Here is a 24,985-nt window from a genome sequence, read left to right as displayed (position 1 = left end):
AGAACCGATCGCATAGCAAAATTTAGAGCTCACGTTAGCGGTCGCGGCCGTTAGCCTGAGCACATGCCTCGCTACGAATACCGCTGCCGGACCTGCGGCGACACGTTCGAACTCAGCCGTCCCATGGCCGAGTCCTCCGCACCGGCGAGTTGCCCGGCCGGACACGACGACACAGTGAAGTTGCTCTCAACGGTCGCGGTGGGCGGCTCGGCCACCGCGTCCGCCCCCGCGCCCGGGGCGGGCGGCGGAGGCGGCGGGTGCTGCGGCGGAGGCTGCTGCGGCTGACGGCGGCGGCCCAGAAGCGTTGCCGGGGGCGGCCTAAGGGTGGTGCTGGGGGCGCGACACGCGCAGGAACTCGCGCAGGATGCGCTCGCCCGCCAGCACGCCCCGCTCGGGCAGCGCGGTGATCCCTGGCGCCGTCCAGTCGGCGTCGGCCAGTTCGCCGTGCCCCGGCCGCCAGCCCTGGTCCGCGGCCAGCAGCAGGTCCGCGTCCAGCAGTGAGTCGCCGGCCGCGAGGGTGAGGTCGGCGCCGGTGCGGCGGGCGACCTCACGCACGGCCGCGCCCTTGGTGAGCGGCTTCGGCACCGCGTAGATCTTGCGGCCCTGGAGCGACACCGTCCAGCCGAGGTTCTCCGCCCAGGCCGCGAGCTCCTTCACCCACTCCTCGGGCAACAGCTCGCGCTCGACGACCAGATAGACGAACAGGTTCTCGGCGACCCGCTCCTTGCGCAGCCAGACCGGGTCCGCCGTGCGCGTCAGGTGCTCCTGCACCTCCGCCAGCGGCGCGCACTCGTCGGCCAGCCGCGCGTTCACCCGCGCGTGCCAGTCCTCGTCGGACACGCCGTCCACCAGCAGATGGCCGCCGTTGGCGCAGATCGCGTACGTGGGCGCCGGACCCGGCAGGTTGATGCGCAGGTACTGCTTGCGGGTGCGGGTCGTGGTCGGCACGAACACCGCCGCGTCGCCGAGCTCGGTGAGCAGCCCGGCCGCCGTCTCCGTCAGGTACGACAGCGGCCTGCTCTCGTGCACCTCCACGCACAGCAGCCGCGGGGCCCGCGCGTCGGGCATGGTCAGCGCCAGGGCCCCCGCGGAGTAGATGAGCGTACGGTCGAGGTCGCTCGCCACCAGCACCGGCATCAGACCGTCACCGCCTTGCCGTCGGCGCCGGTCGCGCCGCGCGTGAACTTCGGGTGGATCAACCCCACGCAGGTGTAGGGCAGTTCCCCCACCTCCTCGACGGGCACCCCGCGCTGCTCCGCCAGCAGGCGGACGTGGTCGAGGTCGGCGCCCGCGCCGGCCCGCGCGAGGATCTTCCACGGCACCCGGCGCAGCAGCACCCGTGTGGTCTCGCCGACGCCGGGCTTGACCAGGTTCACGTCGTGGATGCCGTACTCCTCGCTGATCCGCTCGACGGCCGCCCAGCCCTCCCAGGTCGGGGTGCGGTCGGCGGCCAGCAGCTCCTTGACGGCCGCGTCCACCGTGTCCATGACCTCGCCGAAGCGCGCGGCGACCGCGTCGAGGAAGTCCACCGACACGTCCGTGCCGGCGAGTTCGCGGTAGAACTTCGCGCCGTGGAAGTCGTGCGGGCCCACCAGGTCCGCGCGCAGCACCGTCCGTGAGATGAGCCCCGACACGGTCGAGTTGAGGCACGCGGACGGGATGAGGAAGTCCTCCCGGGTGCCGTACGTACGCACGCACGAGCCCGGGTCGGCCAGGACCGCGATCTCCGGGTCGAAGCCCGAGACGCCGTCGGACTCCTCGAACTCCCTCAGGGCGTCGGCGAGTTCCCGGGTGATGGCGCCCTTGCCGGTCCAGCCGTCGACGAAGACCACGTCGGACGGGTCGTGGTGGGCGGCCAGCCAGCGCAGCGCGTTGACGTCGATGCCCCGGCCGCGCACGATCGACACGGCGTAGTGGGGCAGGTCGAGGCCGTGCCGGTACTGGGCCCAGCGGCGCATCAGGACGCCGACCGGCGTGCCCGCGCGGGCCAGCGAGACCAGCACCGGGCGCGGCGAGCGCTCCGCGATCACGGTCTCGGTGACCACTCCGACGGCGTGGGCGATGCGGTCGGCCGAGATGCCGAGGGCCGTGTGGAACAGCTCCTGGTACTGCTCGCTCGGCTGGTACTCCACCGGCAGCGACTCGGCGTAGTGCGCGCCGCCGCTCTGGATGGCCTCCTCGCGCTCCTCGGTCGGCGCCTCCAGCGTCACGTCCGAGAGGTCCTGGAGCAGCCAGCCGACCTCCTCCGGCGCGTACGAGGAGAAGGCGGGGCCGCGGAGGGGCTCGGGCAGCATGGCGGGTCTCTCTTCCGGCAAGGCGGCGGCGTACAGCGGTTCGGGGACGTACGAGGGCACGACCGCGAGCAGGACGTGCGGGGCGTGCTCGGCGAGCCGGGCGAGGAGGCCGTCGGGGGCGTGCAGTGAGGCCGTGTCGGCGACCGAGTCCACGACCGCCACGACCGCGTCGAAACCGGCTCCGGCGACGTTGTAGGCGTAGCGCTCACCGGGGCCGTCGGCCGGGTCGTCGTGGGCGGGGAAGACCAGTCGGCTGCGTATCGCGTAGCCGGGGTCGTCGACGGCCAGGACGGGTGAGCGGGTGGTGGTGGAGTAGCGCACCTCGGCGGCCACGACCTGTTCGAGCTCGCGGGCCAGCCGCAGCGGTGCGTACATCAGCTCCTCGAAGCCGAGGACGAGGACGCGCCGGGCGTCGTCGGGTATCGCCTCGGCGAGCCGGGCCGCCATGGCGGGCAGCGCGGACTCCAGGCGCCTGCGGTGCCGGGCCGTGAAGCCGTGCCGGCCGCCGTCGGGCAGACCGCGCGGCCAGCACAGGTCGACGCGTTCGACACGGCCCTGCGGGCGCGGGGCGGGGAGCGCGGCGGACTCGTACCGGGCGACCAGCTCCTGGCCCTTCTCCAGCACGCCCTCCGGAAGCCGCACGGTCCCGGAGGCGGCCGCCACCAGGTCCACCCGGGCGCCGAGCTCCCGCGCGAGCGCCGCCAGGCGGCCCGCGTCGGCCGCCGAGCGCATGTCGACGAGCGCGACGACGACGTACCGCCCGCGCGGATAGCGCTCGTGCAGGTCCCTGATGGTGTTCAGGACCGTGTTGCCGGTGGAGAACTCGTCGTCGACCAGGACCAGCGGACCGCCGCCGACCAGCAGGGCCGGGTCCTCGGGCAGCAGCAGGTGGGAGGTGGCGTGCGAGTGGGACTCCTCGAAGCCGCCCGCGGTCGCCACGCCGGCGACCGGGCGACGGGTGGAGTGCAGACAGGGAGCGGCGCCCAGCCCGTCGGCGACGGAGTGGCCGAGCCCGGTGGCGGTCTCCGCGTAGCCGAGGACGACCGCCTCGGCCGCCTCCTCGGCGCCGAGCAGGTCGCGCACCCGGCGGCCGAGGGCGTATCCGTAGCCGTAGACCACGGACGGCGACTGCGGCACGTGCTTGCCGAGCACGTTCGACACGAGCAGATGGGCCCGCTTGGGGTTGCGGCGCAGCGCCAGCCCCACCAGGTCGCTCAGTTTGCCGTCGCCCACGAGTTCGATCCCGAGCCGCTGGGCGACCCAGGCACCGGACCAGACCCCGTCGTTCACTGCCTTGTTCATACGTCCCTTGTGTGTAGCCGGTTCTGGCCGGTTCCCTCGGAAGCGGCCGGTTCAGCCGGTTCGGCGGTTCAGCTCGGGATGCCGGCGGCGAGCAGGTCGACGAAGCTGACGTCCTCGTGCGCGACGCCGAAGACCTCCGCGCGCAGCATGGTCCGCTCGGCCCAGGCGCGGTGCGGCTTCACCTCGTTCATCTTGTTGGTGTACGCCGACCTCAGCACTCCCCCGCCGCCGCGCTCGGGCCGCAGGATGTCCGCCGCGTCACTGAACTCCTCGTGACTGACGACGGACAGCGCGTGCACGGCCGGCACATGGGAGGGATGGATGCAGGTCTTGCCGAGCAGGCCGTTGGCATGGTCCAGGGAGATCTCCCGCAGCAGTCCGTCCATGGCGTGCTCTATCAGTATCTCGCGCAGCTCGACGGCCTGTCCTTCCATGAAGGGGCTGTGCCGCAGCATCGGCTTGAACATGCGCTCGGGGACGCGGAAGTACTCCCACACCGGGCCGGTCACCGTGAAGCCGGTGCCGTCGGCGCGGCCCAGCATGTTCACCACGTCGGAGATCACGGAGGCGACGATCTGGACGTCGTACGCCGTCATGTCGGGGGCCCGGCGCAGGCCGTACGAGGAGCAGAAGTCGGTCACGCCGAGGCGCAGCGCGAGCACCCGGCCGCGGTACTTGTCGACCGCGCGGGCGATGCCCTCCAGGGTCTCGACCCGCGACTCGCGGTACAGCAGCTCGGGCGACTCCAGCACCGGCATCGCGAACAGGCGCCGGCCGCTCGCCGTCTCCGCGGTGGTGAGGGCCTCGAGGAACGGCATGCCGCGTTCCTCGGTGAACTTCGGCATCACGAAGCCGGACAGCCGGCGGACGGTGGGGCCGAGGCGGCGGACCAGGTCGGGGATCTGCTCGGGGGTGCGGACCCGGATGAACAGCAGCGGGAGGCCGGTGCCGGTGCGGGCGTCCAGGTCGGCGAACTGGCGGACCAGGTTCTCCTCGCCGTGCTCGACGTCCGCGTCGTCGATCGAGTCCTCCAGGCACAGCACCATCGAGACCACGCCGCGCCCGGCCTGCTTGACGATGTCGTCGGCGAGCTGGGGCCGGGTGGCCGGGCTGTAGAGGGTGGCGCCGAGCGCCGCGGAGAGCAGCCGGGCCGGGGAGTCCGCGGTGAACTCGCACGGCTCCTGATGGAAGAGGCGCTGCCGTACCTCAGGGGCAATATGCCCGAAATGACGCATTGAGCTCCCCTGTGGTGACGGAACGTGGCGGACCAGTCCGTGAAGTGTCTATGGGTGGCCGGTAATAGTACGTAAGGATCCATGTCAGAGGTTCCCGCCGGGCATGAAGTTCAGGTAACGCAGGCAAACACAGTGGGTCACCGTGTCCGGGCCCGGCCCCGCATTGTCGTGATCAGGACCGAGAGGGCAGGATGACCGTATGACGCACGCGATGCTGAAGGGGTCGAACGTCCCGGTCGAGGCTACGACGGTGCGCGCCGTGCTGCGCTGGACGCCCGGGCAGGGGGTCCCGGATGTCGATGCCTCCGCGCTGCTCCTCGGCCTCGACGGTCGGGTGCGCTCCGACGAGGACTTCGTTTTCTACAACCAGCCCCGGCACCCCTCCGGGAAGGTCTGGCGACTCGGCAAGAAGCGGGTCGCCGAGGGCCTCACCGATACGATCCAGACAGATCTCGTCGGTGTCGAGCCCGGGGTCGGCCAGATTCTGCTGGTCGCTTCGGCGGACGGCGTCACGTTCGATCGCGTACGGTCGCTGCGCATCCTGCTGTACGACGCCTCGGTCACCGAGAGCGAACCGCTGGCGTACTTCGACGTCAAGCCGGAGACGGGCGGGGAGACCGCGCTGATCTGCGGCGAGCTCTACCGGCGCGGGGACGGCTGGAAGTTCCGGGCGCTGGGCGAGGGCTACTCGAACGGGCTGAAGGGTCTCGCGACCGACTTCGGCATCTCGGTGGACGAGGCGGAGGCGGCGGAGGAGTCGCAGGCCGCCCAGCCCCCGCCGCCCACCACGGCCCAGCCGCTGCCTCCGGAGCAGCAGTCGAACGCCGTACCCGCCCAGCCCGCCTACGGGTACCCGCAGCCGCCGGTGGCGACCCAGCCCGCCTACGGGTACCCGCAGCCGGCCGGCCAGCCCGCGTACGGCTATCCCCAGCCGGTGCCGGCGGTCCCCGCCGCGGAGTTCCGGCTGCCGCCGCAGGGCCCGCAGTTCGTCGGCCGCTAGTGCCGCAACAGGCAACGGCCACGGCACCGGAGCGGACGGGTCGGGGGCGTCAGCCCTCGACCTTCGTCTTGTAACCCCGGCCCCACTGCAGCCCCCACCCGTACAGCCGGTCGAGTTCCGCCTGGAAGCCGTACACGAACTTCACCTCGCGGCGGACGATGAGCTCGTCCTTGACGTTCTCGATCATCACGACCGCGCAGGAGCGGGCCTGGGGGTGGCGTTCGTCCAGGCCTATCTCGATCCGCGGGCCGTTGCTCGGGTAGAGGGTGACGATGGCGTGGGTACGGTCGAAGGCGGGCGTCTGGTCGTAGATGTACACGAACACCAGGAGGCGTTTGATGTCGTCCCGGTGGTCGAGGTTGACGTAGACCGTCTCGCCGGACGCCGAGCCGAAGCGGTCGTCGCCGCTGAGTTTCACGTACGGCGGCGCGTTGACGTCGCCGAGATAGCCCCCCAGCGGCTGGACGACGCCCTTGGTGCCGTCCTTGAGCTCGTAGAGGCAGCCGAGGTCCAGGTCGACGTTGACCATGCTCTGACTGTGGCCGACGACCTCCGGAGGCCTGAGCGCCTTGAACGGGTGCCGCAGCAGGCTCTCCCGCTGGGTGCCGCCGATGTCGGAGGTCCGCATCCGCCAGGTCAGGTTGATGCGCAGGTTGCCGGTGGCCGCGCCCTGCTTGGTGAGGGAGACCTGGTGGTGCCGTTTGGTCAGCTCGATGGCGTTGCTGGCCGCGCTGCCCGAGTCGAAGTCGAGCTCCCGCCCGCGCCACAGCCCGTCGAAGAAGCCCATACCCGCCCCACCCCCACCTTCACGTGCACTGGACAGACCAGCGGGACGGCCGGAGGACTCGTCCTCGTCGGCCGCCCCGCACAGAGCGTTCCTCGCTCAGCTGGTGATCACACCCCGGACGAGACTTCAGCTTTCTCGTCCGAGCCTGCTTTTCCCTCGGCCGCCGCCAGTGCGCGGTTGCGGCGTACGGAGGACCAGAACGACCAGGCGATCAGGACGACGCCGACGAGACCGGTGATGACCTCGTTGATCTGGTACTGGATCGTGACCATGAGGATCACGGCGAGCGCGCCGATCGCGTAGTGGGCGCCGTGCTCCAGGTAGACGTAGTCGTCGAGGGTGCCCTGGCGGACCAGGTAGACCGTGAGCGACCGGACGTACATCGCGCCGATACCGAGGCCGAGAGCCATCAGGACGATGTCGTTGGTGATCGCGAAGGCGCCGATCACGCCGTCGAAGGAGAAGGACGCGTCCAGGACCTCGAGGTAGAGGAACATGAAGAACGCGGCCTGGCCCGCGAGGACGATGGGCGGCTTCTTCTTGCCGGTCCGCTGGGCCTCCTCCTCTTCCTCGTGCTCGCGCTCCTCCTCCTCTTCGAGCTTGTCCTCGAAGTAGCCGGAGAGGCCGCCGACGACCATGTAGGTGATCAGGCCGGCGACACCGGCGATCAGTACCGTCTGCGCCTTGTCGACATGCGCGCCGCCGTGCTGGTGGGCGTGGGTCGCGAAGGTGAAGGAGGTGATCAGCAGGACGATCAGCGCGATGCAGACCGACAGCATGTCGACCTTGCCGAGCTTGGCCAGCGGCCGCTCGATCCAGCGCAGCCACTGGATGTCACGGTCCTCGAAGATGAAGTCGAGGAAGATCATGAGCAGGAACATTCCGCCGAAGGCGGCGATCGCCGGGTGGGCGTCGGTGACCAGTTCCTGGTAGTGGTCCTTGTTGTTGAGCGCGAGGTCGACCGCGTCGATGGGGCCGATCTTGGCGCTGATCGCGACGATGACGACGGGGAAGACCAGTCGCATGCCGAAGACGGCGATGAGCACACCGACCGTGAGGAAGATCTTCTGCCAGAAGGCACTCATCTTCTTCAGGATTCCGGCGTTGACCACCGCGTTGTCGAACGACAGCGAGATCTCGAGAACGGAGAGGATCGCGACGATGCCGAACGCCTCCCACCCCCCGTAGAAGACCGCTGCGACCAGGCCGAGCGCGGTGACCGCGAACGACCAGCCGAAGGTTTTCAGAAGCACTGGCTACCCAATCCTGTGTGTACGGGGCTCCCCCGCGCCGCACTCGGCTTTACGAAGTATTGACCCCGAAGTCTAGAGGCACGGCGCTCCGGACGACATGGGCGGGCCCACGTGCCCGGAGAGCCGCAGGTCCAGAGCCTCAGTCCCTGGTCACGGCCGCACGCGATCCCTACGAGACGTTGACGCCGAAGTCCATGGCGATGCCCCGCAGACCCGACGCGTACCCCTGGCCCACGGCTCGGAACTTCCACTCGCCCTGGTACCGGTACAGCTCGCCGAAGATCATCGCGGTCTCCGTGGACGCGTCCTCACTGAGGTCGTAGCGGGCGAGTTCCTGGCCGTCGGCCTGGTTGACGACGCGGATGAAGGCGTTGCTGACCTGGCCGAAGGTCTGGCCGCGCTCGTCGGCCAGGTGGATGGAGACGGGAAAGACGATCTTGTCGCAGTGGGCCGGCACCTTGGAGAGGTCCACGAGGATCGACTCGTCGTCGCCCTCGCCCTCACCGGTGAGGTTGTCGCCGGTGTGCTCCACCGAGCCGTCCGGGCTCTTGAGCTGGTTGTAGAACACGAACCACTCGTCGCCCAGCACCCGTCCGTCCCGGCACAGGAGCGCGCTGGCGTCGAGGTCGAAGGGGGCTCCGGTGGTGGAGCGTGCGTCCCAGCCGAGCCCGACCATCACCTGCGTGAGGTTCGGCGCGGCCTTGGACAGGGAGACGTTGCCCCCCTTGGCGAGCGTGACGCCCATGATGCTGGTCCTCCCCTAGGTCGTGCTTCTTCGGTTGTCCTGCACGTCCGGCGCCGCCCGTAAACGGTGCGGCGCCGGTCGAGACGTCACTCCTCGAAACTCCTCGGAGCCCCGCTGGACTCCGTAGCTCCTCGGATGGAGCTCACGGCTCAGACGTTGACGCCGAAGTCCTGCGCGATGCCGCGCAGGCCCGAGGCGTAGCCCTGGCCGATGGCGCGGAACTTCCACTCCGCGCCGTTGCGGTACAGCTCGCCGAAGACCATGGCGGTCTCCGTCGAGGCGTCCTCGGACAGGTCGTACCGGGCGATCTCGGCGCCGCCGGCCTGGTTCACCACGCGGATGAAGGCGTTGCGCACCTGGCCGAAGGACTGCTGGCGGTTCTCCGCGTCGTAGATCGAGACCGGGAAGACGATCTTGTCGACGTCGGCCGGGACGCCGGCGAGGTTGACCTTGATCTGCTCGTCGTCGCCCTCGCCCTCACCGGTGAGGTTGTCGCCGGTGTGCTCGACCGAACCGTCCGGGCTCTTCAGGTTGTTGAAGAAGACGAAATTCGCGTCGTTGCCGACCTTGCCCGAGGTGTCCAGCAGCAGCGCGCTGGCGTCCAGGTCGAAGTCGGTGCCGGTGGTGGAGCGTGCGTCCCACCCCAGACCGACGATGACCGCGGTCAGGCCCGGGGCCTCCTTGGTCAGCGAAACGTTGCCGCCCTTGCTGAGGCTGACTCCCACGAGTCCTCCATTGGTGTCCGGGGGGCGGGGAGCCCCTTCGTGCTCTGGCATCGGATCAACGAGTCGATCCTAGTAACGGGTTCCCGCGCACCGCAGGCCCTGGAGCTGAACAATCACAGGGTGTCGAGCGCCTTGACGTACTCGTTCAGGTCACGCGCGTCCGGCAGGCCGTTGACGACGGTCCAGCGGACGACGCCCGTCTTGTCGATGACGAAGGTGCCGCGCACCGCGCAGCCCTTGTCCTCGGCGAAGACGCCGTAGGCGCGCGAGACCTCGCCGTGCGGCCAGAAGTCGGAGAGCAGCGGGTACTCCAGGCCCTCCTGCTCGGCGAAGACGCGCAGGGTGTGGATGGAGTCGTTGGAGACGGCGAGCAGCTCGGTGTCGCGGTCGGAGAACTGCGGCAGGTTGTCACGCAGCTCGCACAGCTCACCGGTGCAGACGCCGGTGAAGGCGAAGGGGTAGAAGAGCAGGACCACGTTCTTCTCGCCGCGGAAGTCGGAGAGCCTCACGCTCGCGCCGTGGTTGTCCTTGAGCTCGAAGTCGGGGGCCTTGTCGCCGACCTGGATCGCCATCGTCGTGCTTCCCTTCCGGTGGGCTGCTCGGGTGAGAGCGCTGCGAACACCGGCAGCGCCACGACCACCCTACGCAGTACGCACGACAGAGCTTCGGACGGGCTGACCTTGACCGTCAGCCCGTCCGGAGGGTGGGACCGGGGCTTACTTCTTGTGGGTCTTGGCCGCCTTCGGGGTCAGCAGCCGGCTGCCGATCCAGTCCTTGCCCACGCTGACGCTCTTGGAGGCCGACAGCCCCGCCGTCGTCGCGGCTTCCGAGATGTCGCTCGGCTCCACGTAGCCATCACGTCCGGTCTTCGGCGTGAGAAGCAGGATCGCACCGCCCTCTTCGATGTACGTGGTGGCGTCCACGAGTACATCGGTCAGGTCGCCGTCCTCGTCGCGGAACCACAGCACCACGGCATCGGCTACGTCGTCGTAGTCCTCGTCCACCAGGTCGCTGCCGACAACTTCTTCAATGGCCTCGCGGAGTTCCTGGTCTACGTCGTCGTCGTAGCCGATCTCCTGGACCACCTGCTCGGGCTGGAAACCCAGCCTGACGGCAGGGTTAGTCCGCTCCTCCGCGTGGTCCGCGGTCGCGCTCACGGGTTGCCTCCTGATCATGTCTTGGTGAATATCTCAGCCACGCGCGTGCGCGAAGCATTGGCCGTAGTCCACACGGGCGGGACGGATCGCGCAAGTACCCGGCGGTTCAGACCGCCGAAACGGTGACGATCCGGGCCGTGTCGCCCCAACTCCAGGCACGCCGTCGCGGCCGGGAGTGACTCACACCACACCCTTGTGCCCCCTTTGTCCGTTTGGGAATCCGGAAGAGCTGACGCAGATCCGGGTTACCTCTGAGTAGAGATGACGATTGCCGCCCCGAGGTACACGATGGGGAACGGTGCAGGACCACCGAGAACCCGGGAAAGAACAGCAAAAACAGCCCTCTGACAAGTAAGGAACAGCGTGGCTTCCGGATCCGATCGAAACCCGATCATCATTGGCGGCCTTCCGAGTCAGGTTCCTGACTTCGATCCCGAAGAGACCCAGGAGTGGCTCGACTCCCTGGACGCGGCCATCGACGAGCGCGGCCGGGAGCGAGCCCGGTACCTCATGCTCCGGCTGATCGAGCGGGCCCGCGAGAAGCGCGTGGCCGTGCCGGAGATGCGCAGCACGGACTACGTCAACACCATCCCCACCAGAGCCGAGCCCTTCTTCCCGGGCAACGAGGAGATCGAGCGCCGGATCCTCAACGCGACCCGCTGGAACGCGGCCGTGATGGTCTCGCGCGCCCAGCGGCCCGGCATCGGCGTCGGTGGCCACATCGCCACGTTCGCCTCCTCCGCCTCGCTGTACGACGTCGGCTTCAACCACTTCTTCCGCGGCAAGGACGAGGGCGACGGCGGCGACCAGGTCTTCTTCCAGGGCCACGCCTCCCCGGGCATCTACGCGCGCGCCTACCTGCTGGACCGCCTCAGCGACCAGCACCTGGACGGGTTCCGCCAGGAGAAGTCGAAGGCCCCGTACGGCCTGTCCTCGTATCCGCACCCGCGGCTGATGCCCGGGTTCTGGGAGTTCCCGACCGTGTCGATGGGCCTCGGCCCGATCGGCGCGATCTACCAGGCCCGGATGAACCGCTACATGCACGCGCGCGGCATCGCCGACACCTCCAGGTCGCACGTGTGGGCGTTCCTCGGCGACGGCGAGATGGACGAGCCTGAGTCGCTGGGCCAGCTGAGCATCGCCGCGCGCGAGGGCCTGGACAACCTGACCTTCGTCGTCAACTGCAACCTCCAGCGGCTCGACGGCCCGGTGCGCGGCAACGGCAAGATCATCCAGGAGCTGGAGTCGGTCTTCCGGGGTGCCGGCTGGAACGTGATCAAGCTGATCTGGGACCGGACGTGGGACCCGCTGCTCGCCCAGGACCGCGACGGCATCCTCGTCAACAAGATGAACACGACCCCGGACGGCCAGTTCCAGACGTACGCCACCGAGTCCGGCGGCTACATCCGCGACCACTTCTTCGGCGACGACCACCGGCTGCGCGCGATGGTCCAGAACATGACCGACGACCAGATCCTGCACCTGGGCCGCGGTGGTCACGACCACCGGAAGATCTACGCCGCCTTCAAGGCCGCCGTCGAGCACAGCGGCCAGCCCACGGTCATCCTGGCCAAGACCATCAAGGGCTGGACGCTCGGCCCGAACTTCGAGGGCCGCAACGCCACGCACCAGATGAAGAAGCTGACGGTCGCCGACCTCAAGGGCTTCCGGGACCGGCTGCACCTGCCGATCTCCGACCGGGAGCTGGAGTCGGGCGCGCCGCCGTACTACCACCCGGGCCGTGACTCGGAGGAGCTCCAGTACATGCACGACCGGCGCAAGGGGCTCGGCGGGTACGTCCCGACGCGCGTCGTGCGCTCCCAGCCGCTGGCCCTGCCGGACGACACGGCGTACGCGACCGTGAAGAAGGGCTCCGGCCAGCAGTCGATCGCCACGACCATGGCGTTCGTCCGGCTGCTGAAGGACCTCATGCGGGACAAGGAGCTCGGCCGGCGGTTCGTGCTGATCGCGCCGGACGAGTACCGCACGTTCGGCATGGACTCGTTCTTCCCGAGCGCGAAGATCTACAACCCGCTGGGGCAGCAGTACGAGTCCGTTGACCGCGACCTCCTGCTGGCCTACAAGGAGTCGCCCACCGGGCAGATGCTGCACGACGGCATCTCCGAGGCGGGCTGCACGGCCTCGCTGATCGCGGCCGGCTCGGCCTACGCGACGCACGGCGAGCCGCTCATCCCGGTCTACGTCTTCTACTCGATGTTCGGATTCCAGCGCACCGGTGACCAGTTCTGGCAGATGGCCGACCAGTTGGCGCGCGGTTTCGTCCTGGGTGCGACCGCCGGGCGTACGACCCTGACCGGCGAGGGCCTTCAGCACGCGGACGGCCACTCGCAGCTGCTCGCCTCGACGAACCCCGGCTGTGTCGCCTACGACCCGGCCTACGGGTACGAGATCGCGCACATCGTGCAGGACGGCCTGCGCCGGATGTACGGCCCGGACAGCGAGGACGTCTTCTACTACCTCACCGTCTACAACGAGCCGATCCAGCACCCGGCCGAGCCCGCGGACGTCGACGTGGAGGGCATCCTCAAGGGCATCCACCGCATCGCCGCCGGCTCGGCGGGCACGGTTCCGGCGCAGATCATCGCGTCGGGCGTGGCCGAGCCGTGGGCCGTCGAGGCGCAGCGGATCCTGGCCGAGGAGTGGAACGTACGCGCCGACGTGTGGTCGGCGACCTCCTGGAACGAGCTGCGGCGCGAGGCGGTGGAGGTCGAGCGGCACAACCTGCTGCACCCGGAGGAGGAGCAGCGCGTGCCGTACGTGACGCAGAAGCTGACCGGGGCCGAGGGACCGGTCGTGGCGGTCTCCGACTGGATGCGCTCGGTTCCGGACCAGATCGCCCGGTGGGTGCCGGGGACGTACCAGTCGCTGGGCGCCGACGGGTTCGGGTTCGCCGACACGCGCGGCGCGGCACGCCGGTTCTTCCACATCGACGCGCAGTCGATCGTGGTCGCGGTGCTGACCGAGCTGGCGCGCGAGGGCAAGGTCGACCGGTCGGTGCTGAAGCAGGCCATCGACCGGTACCAGCTGCTCGACGTCGCGGCGGCGCATCCGGGCGCGGCCGGCGGCGACGCGTGACACCACGCGCCTGACCGGATGAAGGGCGGCGGGACTGCTCGGTCCCGTCGCCCTTCGCGCGTTCCTTACGATGCGGTCATGCAGGAACAATCGGCGCAAGCCCGCTGGGAACAGCTCACCCAGCGACCGCTGCTGGCACTCGCCGTGGTGTTCGCCGTCGCCTATGCCGTGCCGATCGTGGACAGTTCGGCCGGGCACTCGCTGACGACCGCGTGCACGGTGACCGAATGGGTGGTGTGGGGGTCGTTCGCCGCCGACTACCTGGTGCGGTTCGCGACAGCTCCTCGTCGCCGGGAGTTCGTCCGTTCGCACTGGCTGGACCTGTGCGCGGTGGTGCTGCCGATCCTCCAGCCGCTGCGGCTGCTGCGGCTGGTGGCGACGCTGATGCTGGTGGGGCGGCGGGCGCGGATGGCCTCGCAGATCCGGCTGACGACGTACGTCGGCGGGGCGGTCGTCGGACTGCTGATGTTCGGCTCGCTGGCCGTGCTGTCGGTGGAGCGGGACTCGCCGAACGGGAACATCCGGACGCTGGGTGACGCCGTGTGGTGGTCCTTCACGACGATGACGACCGTCGGGTACGGGGACCACGCGCCGACCACCGGCATGGGACGGGTGCTGGCCGTGGGGCTGATGCTGTCGGGCATCGCCCTGTTGGGTGTCGTGACCGCGAACATCGCCGCGTGGTTCATCGCGCGGTTCGAGAAGGACGACGTGGAGGAGCGGCGGCAGACGGAGGCGATCGAGCGGCTGACGGAGGAGGTACGGGCCCTGCGCGAGGAGGTCGCGGCGCTGTCCCGTGCGGGGGCCGTGCCTGAGCCCCTGGTGGGGGAACAGCCTCACTGACTTCGCCGGCCGGCGCCGCACCGGGGGCGGGCGGGCGCGCTCACCCCGCGCTCGCGGGGTGCCGTCGCGCCCGCCCGTGCCGCCCCGGCGGCACGGCTGCCCGCGTCCGCCTACACGGCTGCACGAGCTGCCCGCGCTTCACGAGCTACACGAGCTACACGAGCTACACGAGCTACACGAGCTACACCAGCCACAGGATCGCCAGGAGCGTGTCTATCGCGCCCAGTACGACGGCGATCAGGGCCGGGACCGAGCGGGTGCCCGCCCAGGTGCGGCCCATGGCGAGCCAGCCGCAGACGATCGCCGCGGGGCCGAGGACGATCCCCAGCACGAAGAATCCGGCGACCGCGCAGATGACTCCGATGATTCCGAGCGTCGCGCGATCCGGCCCGGTCCGTGACCCCATCCGGCCACGTGAGCGGGGGTACCTGCGCGTTCCCTGTCCGAAGCCCGCCATCATCAACTCCCAGAACCCCGGGAAGAGTTGGGTGTACATCGGGGTTCGCAAATGCGGGTACCCCCGATATGGGCATCGAGTCATCGGGCTCGCAGGCCCCGGCTCATCGGCCCACGGGCCTGGGCGCGCTGCCCCCCTCCGGTAGCGCGCCGCGGCCCGGGCCGCCCTCCTCGACGTACGGAATGTGCCGGTGGAACATTCCGTACCGGAGGGCTTGACCCACTGTGACCTGCGGCGCGTACCGGAGAACAGGAATCTTTAGCGTTGTCACCCTGATAGGGGAATCTTCCGTGAAACCCCGTCAGAATGGCGTCAGATGTGAGCCGCTCCCGCGCCCGCCTCCGCGTTCTCGCCGCGCTTGGTGAGGAAGGCGACGAAGACCGCCACCACCGCCACGACGGCGGCGACGAGCGACGCCAGGCTCATGCCGGAGATGAAGGTGTCGTGCGCGACACCCGTGATCTTCGCGACGATCGCCTCCGGGGTGCCCTCGGCCACCGGTGCCACGCCGACCTGGACCGCCTCGGAGGCCTGGTCCAGTTGCGCGGGAGTGAGCGGCGGCAGGCCCGCGGCCTTCCAGTTGCCAGGGAGGTCGCTGTCCACCTTGGACGCCATCACCGCACCGAGCACGGCCGTGCCGAGGCTGCCGCCGATCTGCATCGCCGCCTGCTGGAGACCGCCGGCCACACCGGAGAGCTCCATCGGGGCGTTGCCGACGATGACCTCCGTGGCGCCGACCATGACCGGCGCGAGGCCGAGGCCCAGCAGGGCGAACCAGACCGACATGATGCCGCTGCCGGTGTCCGTCTCCAGCGTGGACATGCCGTACATGGCGATCGCGACGGCCGCCATGCCGCCGGCCAGCGGGATGCGCGGGCCGAGCTTGGTGATCAGCACGCCGGCCAGCGGCGAACCGACGATCATCATGCCGGTGAGGGGCAGCAGGTGCAGACCGGCGTCGATCGGGCTCATGCCGTGGACGTTCTGGAGGTAGAACGTCACGAAGAACAGGCCGCCCATGAAGGCGATGGCCATCAGGACCATCAGGACCACGCCCGCCGACAGCGCCACCGAGCGGAACAGCCCCAGCGGGACGAGGGGCTCCTTGACCTTCGCCTCCCAGAAGGCGAACGCCGCGAAGAGCACGGCGGACCCGACCACGAAGGCCCAGGTCTTGCCGTCTCCCCAGCCCCATGCCGGAGCCTTGATCAGCGCCCAGACGAGGCAGAACATCGCGCCGGAGAGCAGGACGATGCCCAGGATGTCGAAGGAGCGCGGGGCGTTGTCGGCCCGGTGGTCGAGCAGGATCAGGCCGCCCAGCACCAGGGCGAGGATGCCGACCGGCACGTTGATGAAGAACACCGACTGCCAGTTCACGTGCTCGACGAGCACACCGCCGAGGATCGGGCCGCCCGCGGTGGAGGCGCCGATGACCATGCCCCAGATGCCGATGGCCATGTTGAGCTTCTCGGCCGGGAACGTGGCCCGCAGCAGGCCGAGCGCGGCCGGCATCAGCAGCGCGCCGAACAGGCCCTGGAAGACGCGGAAGGTGACGACGAGCGCGATGCTGTCGGACAGCCCGATGGCACCCGAGGCGGCGGCGAAGCCGACCACGCCGATGAGGAAGGTCTGCCGGTGGCCGAAACGGTCACCGAGCTTGCCCGCGGTGATCAGGGAGACCGCGAGGGCGAGGAAGTAGCCGTTGGTGATCCACTGGACCTGGGCGAAGGTGGCGCCGAGGTCCTTCTGGATCGCCGGGTTGGCGATAGCCACGATGGTGCCGTCGAGGGCCACCATCATGACGCCGACGGCGACGGTTATGAGCGTGAACCACGGGTGCCCGCGCAGTCCGGAGGCCGCCGGAGCCGGGCCGGGCGGCGGGGCGGCAGGCGCCTTGTCCCCCGGCCCCGTCGTGTCGATGGTGGTCTGACTAGTCATGCGCTCAAAGCTAGTGACAGCCACTGACAATTGACAAACGAGTTCACAAGTCGGTAACTGTCACGCCTCGTACCGAACAGACAGGAGAGACCCGATGGACACGGCGTCACAGCCGGGGCTGCGCGAGCGCAAGAAGCGGCGCACCCGGGACGCGCTGCTGCTGGCGGCTCTCGAACTGTTCACCACGCGCGGGTACGAGCAGACCACCGTCGACGACATCACCGAGGCCGTCGAGGTCTCGCAGCGCACCTTCTTCCGCTACTTCGCCGGCAAGGAGGAGGCCGCGTTCGCCGTCCAGGAGATGGCGGAGGCGCACTTCGTCGCGTCGGTGGGCGCGCGCCCGCCGCACGAGGCCCCGATGGAGGCCATGCGCAAGGCCGTGCTGGACGGCTGGGACCGGCTCAGCGAGGCGATCGCGGCCGTCGTCCCGGTCGAGCTGTACGTACGGATGTACCGGACGATCGAGTCGACGCCCGCCCTGCTCGCCGCCCATCTGCGCCGCTCCGCGGAGACGGAGGAGAAGATCGCGCGCGTGCTGGCCGAGCGCGAGGGCCTCGACGTGGACGCCGATCCGCGCCCGCGCCTCGCGGTGGCCGTGTTCGGCGGGGTGATCCGGGTGACGGAACGGCAGTGGAGCACGGGCGAGGACTTCAGCCCGGCGGCGATCCGGGAGCTGACCGCCCGCTACCTCGATCAGGTCGGGCCCGCCCTCACCGGGCACTGGCGCGCCCCCTGACCTCATCGTCTGAGGTCAACGTCACGCGCGCCGAAACGTGATCCCGCTCACTCGGTTAACGCGAGACCCTCCCGTTCTCCTAGTGTGTCCTCCCAGTGACTTCCTTCGACACCTCCCCGCAGCTCAACGTCTGGCGCGCACTGCTCGCTCTGGCCGTCGTGTTCGTGATGCTGGCGACCACCGGCTGGACGGCACTGCGCCGGCACGAGGCGACGTCGGGGCTCCAGGTCTCGCTGACGGCATGGGAGCGCGGCAGCGTCGCCGGCCACCGGCTGCCGGACCCGCACGCGGCCCCGGCCCGCCTCTCCCGGTTCTTCGTCTCGCTCACCGCGCCGGAGCGCAACCGGCTCGCGACCCGCTACCCGCTCGCGGTCGGCAACATGAACGGTGCCCCGGTCAAGCTCCGCTACCGCGCCAACCGCGTCGCGCTCGGCCAGGCCCGCGAGGTCGAGAGCGAACGCATGCACGACAAGCGGCTGAGTGCGTCGGGGCAGCAGGAGGCGGGGCGCCGGATGCACCGCTTCGACTCGCTGATGAGGGGCGGCCGGCAGATCCTCGCCTTCGACCCGGCGGGCTCCGGCCGCGTGGCCGAGGTGTTCGGGGACCTCACCGAGGCCGACCGGATCTCGGTCGTCGTCCCCGGTGTCGACACCGACCTGCTCACCTTCCAGCGCACGAACCGCAGGTACACGGCGCCCGTCGGCATGGCCAAGTCCCTCTACGCCGCCGAGCGCGCGGCCGAGCCCTCGACCCGTACGGCCGTGATCGCCTGGGCCGACTACACGGCCCCCGCCGGACTCGGCATCGACTCGGCCACCGCGATGCGTGCCGAGGACGGCGCCGTCCGGCTGAACGCGCTGCTGCGCGCGCTGCCCGGCGGCGCGCCGGTCTCCGTGTTCTGCCACAGCTACGGCTCGGTGCTCTGCGGGATCGCCGCGCACGGCATGCCGCGCCGGGTGGTCGACATAGCCGTGGCCGCCAGCCCCGGCATGCGCGTGACGAACGCCGCCCACCTGGGCACCTCCGCCCGGGTGTGGGCGATGCGCGACCCCGACGACTGGGTGCAGGACGTGCCGTACCTGGAGGTCGGGGGGCTCGGGCACGGCGCCGACCCGGTGTCCGCAGCGTTCGGCGCGCGGGTGCTGTCGGCGCGGGACGCGAAGGGGCACAGCGGCTATTTCGAGCCGGGCACGGACAGCCTGCGAAACCTCGCCGACATCGGCGCGGGCGCGTACCAGGCGGTCGAGTGCGCACACGAGGATGACGGGTGCCGGGCGGATCTGCCCGGCAAGGCGGCGGCAGGACGCGCGTAGAAGCGCAGGAACTGCGGTCTGCCCGGGGAGGCGACGGAGGAGCGCGTGCCGCATACGATGAGCCGCATGGGTGACGTACTGGCCGGATTTCATGCCGCCTGGGAGTTCGAGTCCGACTCCGTGCTCATCCGCTACGAACGGGGCATTCGAACACCCAAGCTCTTTCAGGCGCTGGGTGAGCGACGCGTCCCGCTCGCGGCGATCGAGGCGGTGACACTCACTCCCGGCAAGCGCGGCACGGTCGTGCTGCGCGCCGAGCCCCGGCCGGGCGCCGACCCGCTGATGGAGGCGGCCGCCGGTCAGCTCAAGGAGGGGGCCGACCCCTACCGACTCGTGCTGCCGGCCGAACGCGAGACGCTCGCCGAGTACTACGCCGACGAACTGCGCGCCCTGCTCACCGAGTCCGGCCCCGCCGAGCGCCATCTGGTGCCCGCGCCCGAGACGCCGCGGCAGTTCAAGGCGTACGACGCGAAGGTGTCCTTCGACGGCCGGACGGTGTCCTTCCGCTGGTTCTGGACGGGCGCGTCGTCGGCGAAGTGGAAGGCCGGCGACCAGAGCTTCCCGGTCACCGCCCTCGCCGGGGTCGAGTGGCGCTCCCCCGAGGTCTTCGAGGGGCATCTACGACTGTTGCGGCGGGACGCGGCGGAGCCGCAGGCGGCGCCGGCCGACCAGGATCCGGCGGCGGTGGTGTTCGGGCTGGGATACGGGCCGGTGCACGAGTCGCTGCCGTTCGCCGCGGCCGTGCTGGCCGCGGTGCGCGCCGGCGGGCCGGCGAGCGCGGTGCCCGTACCGGCCCCGCGCCGCGATCCCGCCGACATCGCCGAACGGATCCGGCACCTCGGGGAGCTGCACCGGGCGGGGCTGGTGACGGACGAGGAGTTCTCGGTGAAGAAGGCCGAACTCCTGGCGGAGCTGTAGCCGCGCGGCCACCGCTCGCGCGGCCCACCGCCGCGCGCTCGCCTCAGCCCGCCCGCTCCGCCTCGTAGACGCGCCCGGCGTCCGAATAGAAGGTGATCTTCCGGTCGAGTACGGCGAGGGTGTCGTGGAGTTCCGCGATCCTGGCCTGGACGTCCCGGCGGGTCGCCTCCAGCAGGTCGCGCCGCTCGGCGTAGGTGTTCTCGCCCTCGCGCACCAGCTCCGCGTACCGGACCATGTCGGCGACCGGCATCCCCGTCAGCCGCAGCTTGCCGACGAGGTCGAGCCAGTCCAGGTCGCGGTTGCTGTAACGGCGCTGGCCGGTGTGCGAACGGTCGATGTGGGACATCAGGCCGATCCGCTCGTACCAGCGCAGGGTGTGCGCGGTCAGGCCGGTGATCGCGACGACCTCGCTGATCGTGTAGCTGTCCTGGCCGTCGGGGCGCGGATGCCGGCGGGGCGGTGCCGAGCAGATGTCTGCGGGGGTGGGGGCTTGCTCGGTGGCCGCGGGCGTGGTCTGCATCACCGTCATGCCCTCCACGCTATGGCCTTCGAGTGCACTCCAAGCAAGCGGAACCGGTGAGAAATCCGCAGGACGTGGTGCGATCGGGACGGTTAGCGTGCGCGGCATGAGTCTCGTACGACGTGCGGTGCCCGAGGACGCGCCGGAAGTGCTGCGCCTTCGCCAGGTGATGATCGATTCGATGGTGTCCTCGGACGGTCCGACCGAGTGGCACGCGCAGTCCCTGCCGACGCTGCTGGCCAGACTGTCCGAGCCCGACGGGGACTTCGCCGCGTTCGTCGTGGACCATCCGCAGCGGCCGGGGGCGCTGGCGGCGCTGGTGGTCGGGACGATCGAGTACCGGATCGGCCGGCCGGGCAACCCGGAGGGGATCGTCGGCTTCGTCTTCAGCGTGGCCACCGACCCGGACGCGCGCCGCCGCGGATACGCGCGGGCCTGCATGGACGACCTGCTGGACTGGTTCCGCGGACGCGGTGCCGCCCAGGTCCACCTCACCGCGTCGGCGCAGGCCGCGCCGTTGTACGCCTCCCTCGGCTTCAAGCCCAAGCCGGACCCCTTGATGGAGCTGGGACTCTGAGCCGCTTAGGCTCGGCATCATGTCCTTGAAGAGCTTGGCGTTGATCGAGAACTGGTCGGTCCCCACCGCCGCGGCGGGTGTCGTACGGGCCGACGGCACGGTCCTTGGAACCCATGGACCGGTCGGACGGCGCTTCCCGCTGGCCTCGGTCACCAAGCCGCTCGCCGCGTACGCCGCGCTCGTCGCGTACGAGGAAGGGGCGATCGAGTTCGACGAGCCGGCCGGTCCGCCCGGTTCGACGGTCCGCCATCTGCTCGCCCACACCTCGGGGCTGGCCTTCGACGAGCACCGGGTGACGGCACCGCCCGGGGAGCGGCGGCTGTACTCCAACGCGGGCTTCGAGCAGCTCGGGGAGCACCTCGCCAAGGCGACCGACATCCCCTTCGCCGAATACCTCCGGCAGGCGGTGCTCGAACCGCTCGGCATGACCGACACGAGCCTCGACGGCTCCCCGGCGAAGGACGGAATCTCCACGGTGACGGACCTGCTGCGGTTCACCGCGGAGGTACAGGCGCCGCAACTGCTCGATCCGCGCACGGTCGCCGAGGCGATGACCGTGCAGTACCCGGGCACCAAGGGCGTCGTGCCGGGCTACGGGCACCAGAACCCGAACGACTGGGGCCTGGGCTTCGAGATCCGGGACACGAAGTCCCCGCACTGGACGGGGGCTTCGTCCTCACCGCGCACGTTCGGGCACTTCGGGCAGTCGGGGACGTTCCTGTGGATCGACCCGGAGGCGGGGGCCGCGTGCGTGGCCCTGGCCGACCGCCCCTTCGGCCCGTGGGCCGTCGAGGCCTGGCCGCCCTTCACCGACGCGGTGCTCGCGGAACTCGCCGGCTGACACCCCGGGGCTCACCCGGCGCGCAGGCCGTGCCGGTCCGCCCAGGCCGCCACGGCCGAACCGATCAGCACGGGTTCGTCCTCCGGCGTGTGGTGTCCGGCGACGACGTCGGCATGCTCGGTCTCCAGGCCCGCGATGTTCGCCGCGCACCACGCGACGAGCCCCTCGTGCATCATGGCGCCCGGTCCGGGCTCGAAGGTGAGCAGCAGCTTGGGCACGTCCGCGCTGTCCTTCAGCCAGCGGTCGTACGCCTCGATCCTGGCCACCACGTCGGCGGGCTCGCCGCCCAGCGGCATCGACCGGGGCCACCGCAGCAGCGGCAGCCTGCTCTCCCGGGTGGGATAGGGCCTGCGGTAGACGTCGAGGTCGTCCGCGCCGAGCCGGGCGGAGGTGGCGGGCAGACCCTGCTCGATGAAGGCGTTGTCGTCCAGGATCATGGACTCGCCGACCCCGTCCGTCTTGACCGCCCGGAACAGCTCCCGGCCGCCTTCAGGGAACTCCTCCCAGGTCATCGGCTTGACGATGGTCTCGGTGAACGCGATACCGCGCACCGAGCCCGGGTGTCGCGCGGCCCGGTCGAAGGCCAGCGCGCCGCCCCAGTCGTGCCCGACCAAAATCACGTCCCGCAGGTCGAGCGCGTCGAACCAGGCGTCCAGATAGCGGGCGTGGTCGTCGAAGCTGTACGCGATGGCGGGCTTGCCCGACTCGCCCATGCCGATCAGGTCGGGGGCCAGCAGCCGGCCGCCCCCCACGGCCGGCATGACGTTGCGCCACAGGTACGACGAGGTCGGGTTGCCGTGCAGGAAGACGATCGGCACACCGGTGCCGGACTCCCGGTGGTGCATGGTCGAGTCGAGGACGTGCTGAACAGGCATGATCCAGTCCTTGGTCGAAGGTGCGCGATCCGCTCGGGCACGACGGTCACGGGCACGACGGCCCACGGGCACCACGGTCACGGGCACGGCCGCTTGGCGACGGGCACGGTGACGACGGCACGGTGCCGACAAGCACGGTCAGCGGAAGGCCGCGGCGTTGCGTTCGGCCCAGGCGGCGAAGGTGCCCGGGGCCCGGCCCAGGACCCGGGCGACATCGGGGCCGGGCTGCCGCTCGGCGTCGGTCGGCTCGCCCAGGATGGCCAGGGTGCCCTCGACCACCGGCAGCGGCATGAACCGGGCCATCAGCTCGTGCGCCTGCGCCCGGGTCTGTTCGGTGAAGCGCACCGGTTCGCCCAGCGCGGCCGCGATCGCCGCCGCCCGCTCGCGCGGGGTGGTCGGCGCGGGCCCGGTCAGGGTGTAGGTGGCCCCGAGGTGGGTGTCCTGGCGCAGCGCGGCGGCGGCGACCGCGGCCACGTCGTCGGGGTCGACGAAGGGCAGGCCGACGTCACCGAACGGCGCCGCGGCCTCGCGCCGGGCGCGGATCGACTCGGCCCAGGCGAAGGCGTTGGTGGCCATCCCGCCCGACCGCAGGACCGTCCAGTCGAGCCCGGACTCCCGCACGGCCCGCTCGAACACGGCCGGGTGCCGGTAGGCCGCCGGGCGGGTCCCCACCCCCTGGGAGGACAGCAGCACCACCCTGCGGATCCCGGCGGACTTCGCCGCGTCCAGGACGCCGTCCGGGTCCTCGCCCGCCACCAGCAGGAACAGTGCCTCGGCGCCGTCGAACGCGGTCCGCAGTCCGGCCGGCTCGGCCAGGTCGGCCGCCACCGCGCGCACTCCGGGCGGCACGTCGGCGGCGGTGATGTGCCGGGCCACCGCCGTCACCGGCACCCCGGCCTCGGTGAGCATCCGCACCAGCGCCCGCCCCACGTTCCCGCTCGCACCTGTCACCACGAACATGTCGGTCTCCCCCTCGCCGTTCAGTCAGTCAGTCGACTGACTGACTCCGTAGAACGGGACGCTAGCAAGGCCCGCGACGAGTTGTCTATAGTCAGTCGGGTGACTGACTCAACGGATTCCCGGCGCCCTCGGACGAGAGCGGGCGGCAAGCGGCAGCAGTTGACGGCCGCCGCGGCCCGGATCCTGCACGAGCAGGGCGTGGAACGTACGACCATCGCCGACATCGCCCGCGCCGCCGAGGTCCCGACGGGCAACGTGTACTACTACTTCAAGACCAAGGACGAGCTGATCGAGGCCGCCCTCTCGGAGCACGCGAGCCATCTCAAGACCCTCACCGACCGGCTCGACCTGCTCCCCGACCCGCGCGAGCGCCTCAAGGAGCTCATCGGCGCCTGGGTCGACGGCCGTGAGGTCGCGGCCCGCTACGGCTGCCCCACGGGCACCCTCGCCACGGAGCTCGACAAGCGCGCCGAGGGCGGCCTCGACGTCAGCGCGGGCCTGGTCATACGGAAGCTGTTGACCTGGGTCGAGGAGCAGTACCGGCGGCTCGGCGTGCCCGACCCCGAGGGCCACGCACTGGCGCTCGTCGGCGCCTACCAGGGCATGTCCCTGCTCTCCAACGCCCTGCGTGACCCGGAGATCATGACCCGCGAGGGCGCCCGCCTCACCCGCCAACTCGACAGCCTGGTGTGAGCGAGGGGACCGGGTGTCCCTCTCGTCAGACCGCCGCCATCTCCCAGAACAGCAGCTCGGCGCCCGTGGTCCCCACCGCCTCCAGGTCCTTCGCGTCCGTGATCCGCGCCGCGTCTCCCGCCGCCAACTCCACGCCGTCCAGCCGCACTTCACCGCGCACGACATGGACGTACACATAGGACGCGTCCGGTACGGCCGTCCGCTCCCCCGCGCCCAGGCGTCGTACGTGCAGCATCGCGCCCGCCTGCGGGACGGCGTAGGGGGTGGAGTCGGCGATGCCCCGGACGATCTCGTAGGAGGGCTCGCCGCCCGGTTCACGCGGGGCCAGCCACATCTGGACGAAGGTCAGGGGTGTCCCGGCGTCGTTGCGCTCCACGTGCCGGACACCGGCCGCCGCGCTCAGCCGCTGCACGTCCCCGGGGCGGACCACCGTCTCGTGGCCCGCGGAGTCGCGGTGGGTCAGCTCGCCCTCGGCCACCCACGTCACTATCTCCGTGTGGCTGTGCGGATGTTCGTCGAAGCCGGCGCCCGGGACGAGACGCTCCTCGTTGCAGGCGATCACCGCGCCGAAGCGGAGGTTGTCCGGGTCGTAGTGCGGGCCGAAGGAGAAGGCGTGCCGGGAGTCGATCCCGGCCTCCGGGTCCCCTCCGCGATAGCGCTCACCGGCGCGCCGTACGTCCATCACGTCCACCACCGTAGACCCGCGGGGGACCCGCCGAG

At 70.6% G+C, this 24,985-nt stretch carries 25 protein-coding genes; 10 read left to right on the top strand and 15 right to left on the bottom strand.

Annotated features, from left to right (window positions below):
- The first annotated feature begins 63 nt into the window (after positions 1-63).
- Positions 64-285: a zinc ribbon domain-containing protein gene (locus ACFV0T_RS21215; protein WP_385781192.1), complete on the top strand. Its 222-nt coding sequence runs from the start codon at positions 64-66 to the stop codon at positions 283-285.
- A gap of 33 nt (positions 286-318) precedes the next feature.
- On the opposite strand, the gene ACFV0T_RS21210 is transcribed toward ACFV0T_RS21215, so the two are convergent.
- The 3 genes from ACFV0T_RS21210 to ACFV0T_RS21200 all read right to left on the bottom strand — a co-directional run bounded on the left by ACFV0T_RS21210 (position 319) and on the right by ACFV0T_RS21200 (position 4,831).
- A complete protein-coding gene (locus ACFV0T_RS21210; RefSeq protein ID WP_385781190.1) occupies positions 319-1,137 on the bottom strand; it encodes an HAD family hydrolase in 819 nt (272 codons plus the stop codon).
- Entirely contained in the window at positions 1,137-3,596 is a 2,460-nt protein-coding gene (locus ACFV0T_RS21205; protein ID WP_385781188.1) for a phosphoribosyltransferase, read from the bottom strand. The genes ACFV0T_RS21210 and ACFV0T_RS21205 overlap by 1 nt, the downstream gene beginning before the upstream one ends.
- 68 nt (positions 3,597-3,664) lie before the next feature.
- Complete coding sequence (locus ACFV0T_RS21200; protein WP_385781185.1) at positions 3,665-4,831, bottom strand: HpcH/HpaI aldolase/citrate lyase family protein; 1,167 nt, start codon at positions 4,829-4,831, stop codon at positions 3,665-3,667.
- A 199-nt stretch (positions 4,832-5,030) separates the two neighbouring features.
- Between ACFV0T_RS21200 and ACFV0T_RS21195 the strand changes: the two genes are divergently transcribed.
- Positions 5,031-5,831: a TerD family protein gene (locus tag ACFV0T_RS21195; RefSeq protein ID WP_385781182.1), complete on the top strand. Its 801-nt coding sequence runs from the start codon at positions 5,031-5,033 to the stop codon at positions 5,829-5,831.
- Between the two features lie 49 nt (positions 5,832-5,880).
- On the opposite strand, the gene ACFV0T_RS21190 is transcribed toward ACFV0T_RS21195, so the two are convergent.
- From ACFV0T_RS21190 to ACFV0T_RS21165, 6 genes are all read right to left on the bottom strand, one after another.
- Entirely contained in the window at positions 5,881-6,618 is a 738-nt protein-coding gene (locus tag ACFV0T_RS21190; RefSeq protein ID WP_385781179.1) for a Tellurium resistance, read from the bottom strand.
- Between the two features lie 107 nt (positions 6,619-6,725).
- Entirely contained in the window at positions 6,726-7,871 is a 1,146-nt protein-coding gene (locus tag ACFV0T_RS21185) for a DUF475 domain-containing protein (RefSeq protein ID WP_385781176.1), read from the bottom strand.
- A gap of 169 nt (positions 7,872-8,040) precedes the next feature.
- The gene (locus ACFV0T_RS21180; RefSeq protein WP_385781173.1) at positions 8,041-8,616 is read right to left on the bottom strand and encodes a TerD family protein; all 576 of its coding nucleotides are present in this window, start codon (positions 8,614-8,616) and stop codon (positions 8,041-8,043) included.
- A gap of 149 nt (positions 8,617-8,765) precedes the next feature.
- A complete protein-coding gene (locus ACFV0T_RS21175) occupies positions 8,766-9,341 on the bottom strand; it encodes a TerD family protein (protein ID WP_385781171.1) in 576 nt (191 codons plus the stop codon).
- Positions 9,342-9,454: 113 nt separating this feature from the next.
- Positions 9,455-9,913, bottom strand: a complete 459-nt coding sequence (locus ACFV0T_RS21170) for a peroxiredoxin (protein WP_385781168.1) — start codon at positions 9,911-9,913, stop codon at positions 9,455-9,457.
- Between the two features lie 144 nt (positions 9,914-10,057).
- Positions 10,058-10,498, bottom strand: a complete 441-nt coding sequence (locus ACFV0T_RS21165) for a DUF3052 domain-containing protein (RefSeq protein ID WP_385781165.1) — start codon at positions 10,496-10,498, stop codon at positions 10,058-10,060.
- Positions 10,499-10,861: 363 nt separating this feature from the next.
- On the opposite strand from ACFV0T_RS21165, the gene aceE reads away from it, so the two are divergent.
- The gene (gene aceE / locus ACFV0T_RS21160) at positions 10,862-13,594 is read left to right on the top strand and encodes a pyruvate dehydrogenase (acetyl-transferring), homodimeric type (protein WP_385781162.1); all 2,733 of its coding nucleotides are present in this window, start codon (positions 10,862-10,864) and stop codon (positions 13,592-13,594) included.
- 78 nt (positions 13,595-13,672) lie between these two features.
- Positions 13,673-14,437, top strand: a complete 765-nt coding sequence (locus ACFV0T_RS21155; RefSeq protein ID WP_385781159.1) for a potassium channel family protein — start codon at positions 13,673-13,675, stop codon at positions 14,435-14,437.
- Between the two features lie 181 nt (positions 14,438-14,618).
- Here the strand turns inward: ACFV0T_RS21155 and ACFV0T_RS21150 are convergent, their stop codons facing one another.
- Together ACFV0T_RS21150 and ACFV0T_RS21145 are read right to left on the bottom strand one after the other, a co-directional pair.
- Positions 14,619-14,897, bottom strand: a complete 279-nt coding sequence (locus tag ACFV0T_RS21150; RefSeq protein ID WP_385781403.1) for a small hydrophobic protein — start codon at positions 14,895-14,897, stop codon at positions 14,619-14,621.
- 309 nt (positions 14,898-15,206) lie between these two features.
- A complete protein-coding gene (locus ACFV0T_RS21145; RefSeq protein ID WP_385781157.1) occupies positions 15,207-16,832 on the bottom strand; it encodes an MFS transporter in 1,626 nt (541 codons plus the stop codon).
- A 94-nt stretch (positions 16,833-16,926) separates the two neighbouring features.
- Here ACFV0T_RS21145 and ACFV0T_RS21140 point away from each other — a divergent pair, with 94 nt between their 5' ends.
- From ACFV0T_RS21140 to ACFV0T_RS21130, 3 genes are all read left to right on the top strand, one after another.
- Positions 16,927-17,568, top strand: coding sequence for a TetR family transcriptional regulator (locus ACFV0T_RS21140; RefSeq protein WP_385781154.1), 642 nt, complete (start codon positions 16,927-16,929; stop codon positions 17,566-17,568).
- Positions 17,569-17,663: 95 nt separating this feature from the next.
- Complete coding sequence (locus ACFV0T_RS21135) at positions 17,664-18,881, top strand: alpha/beta hydrolase (protein ID WP_385781152.1); 1,218 nt, start codon at positions 17,664-17,666, stop codon at positions 18,879-18,881.
- 66 nt (positions 18,882-18,947) lie between these two features.
- On the top strand, positions 18,948-19,799 hold the full coding sequence (locus ACFV0T_RS21130) for a DUF4429 domain-containing protein (protein WP_385781149.1): 852 nt from the start codon (positions 18,948-18,950) through the stop codon (positions 19,797-19,799).
- A 43-nt stretch (positions 19,800-19,842) separates the two neighbouring features.
- Here ACFV0T_RS21130 and ACFV0T_RS21125 read toward each other — a convergent pair whose 3' ends face one another.
- Positions 19,843-20,328: a MerR family transcriptional regulator gene (locus tag ACFV0T_RS21125; RefSeq protein ID WP_385781147.1), complete on the bottom strand. Its 486-nt coding sequence runs from the start codon at positions 20,326-20,328 to the stop codon at positions 19,843-19,845.
- A gap of 97 nt (positions 20,329-20,425) precedes the next feature.
- Between ACFV0T_RS21125 and ACFV0T_RS21120 the strand changes: the two genes are divergently transcribed.
- Together ACFV0T_RS21120 and ACFV0T_RS21115 are read left to right on the top strand one after the other, a co-directional pair.
- Positions 20,426-20,896, top strand: a complete 471-nt coding sequence (locus ACFV0T_RS21120) for a GNAT family N-acetyltransferase (RefSeq protein ID WP_385781144.1) — start codon at positions 20,426-20,428, stop codon at positions 20,894-20,896.
- Positions 20,897-20,915: 19 nt separating this feature from the next.
- Positions 20,916-21,737 carry a serine hydrolase domain-containing protein gene (locus ACFV0T_RS21115; RefSeq protein ID WP_385781142.1) on the top strand — a complete coding sequence of 274 codons (822 nt, stop codon included), beginning with the start codon at positions 20,916-20,918 and terminating at the stop codon, positions 21,735-21,737.
- An 11-nt stretch (positions 21,738-21,748) separates the two neighbouring features.
- Here ACFV0T_RS21115 and ACFV0T_RS21110 read toward each other — a convergent pair whose 3' ends face one another.
- Both ACFV0T_RS21110 and ACFV0T_RS21105 read right to left on the bottom strand, forming a co-directional pair.
- On the bottom strand, positions 21,749-22,612 hold the full coding sequence (locus ACFV0T_RS21110; protein ID WP_385781139.1) for a haloalkane dehalogenase: 864 nt from the start codon (positions 22,610-22,612) through the stop codon (positions 21,749-21,751).
- 138 nt (positions 22,613-22,750) lie between these two features.
- The gene (locus ACFV0T_RS21105; protein ID WP_385781134.1) at positions 22,751-23,572 is read right to left on the bottom strand and encodes an SDR family oxidoreductase; all 822 of its coding nucleotides are present in this window, start codon (positions 23,570-23,572) and stop codon (positions 22,751-22,753) included.
- 99 nt (positions 23,573-23,671) lie between these two features.
- Between ACFV0T_RS21105 and ACFV0T_RS21100 the strand changes: the two genes are divergently transcribed.
- Entirely contained in the window at positions 23,672-24,265 is a 594-nt protein-coding gene (locus ACFV0T_RS21100; protein WP_385781131.1) for a TetR/AcrR family transcriptional regulator, read from the top strand.
- Positions 24,266-24,290: 25 nt separating this feature from the next.
- On the opposite strand, the gene ACFV0T_RS21095 is transcribed toward ACFV0T_RS21100, so the two are convergent.
- Positions 24,291-24,947 carry a pirin family protein gene (locus ACFV0T_RS21095; RefSeq protein WP_385781400.1) on the bottom strand — a complete coding sequence of 219 codons (657 nt, stop codon included), beginning with the start codon at positions 24,945-24,947 and terminating at the stop codon, positions 24,291-24,293.
- Positions 24,948-24,985 lie beyond the last annotated feature (38 nt).

It is taken from the genome of Streptomyces sp. NPDC059582 (genome assembly GCF_042735715.1).
Classification (GTDB): domain Bacteria; phylum Actinomycetota; class Actinomycetes; order Streptomycetales; family Streptomycetaceae; genus Streptomyces.
Note: the sequence above shows the minus strand (reverse complement) of the source record. Positions and strands in the feature narration are given on the sequence as shown.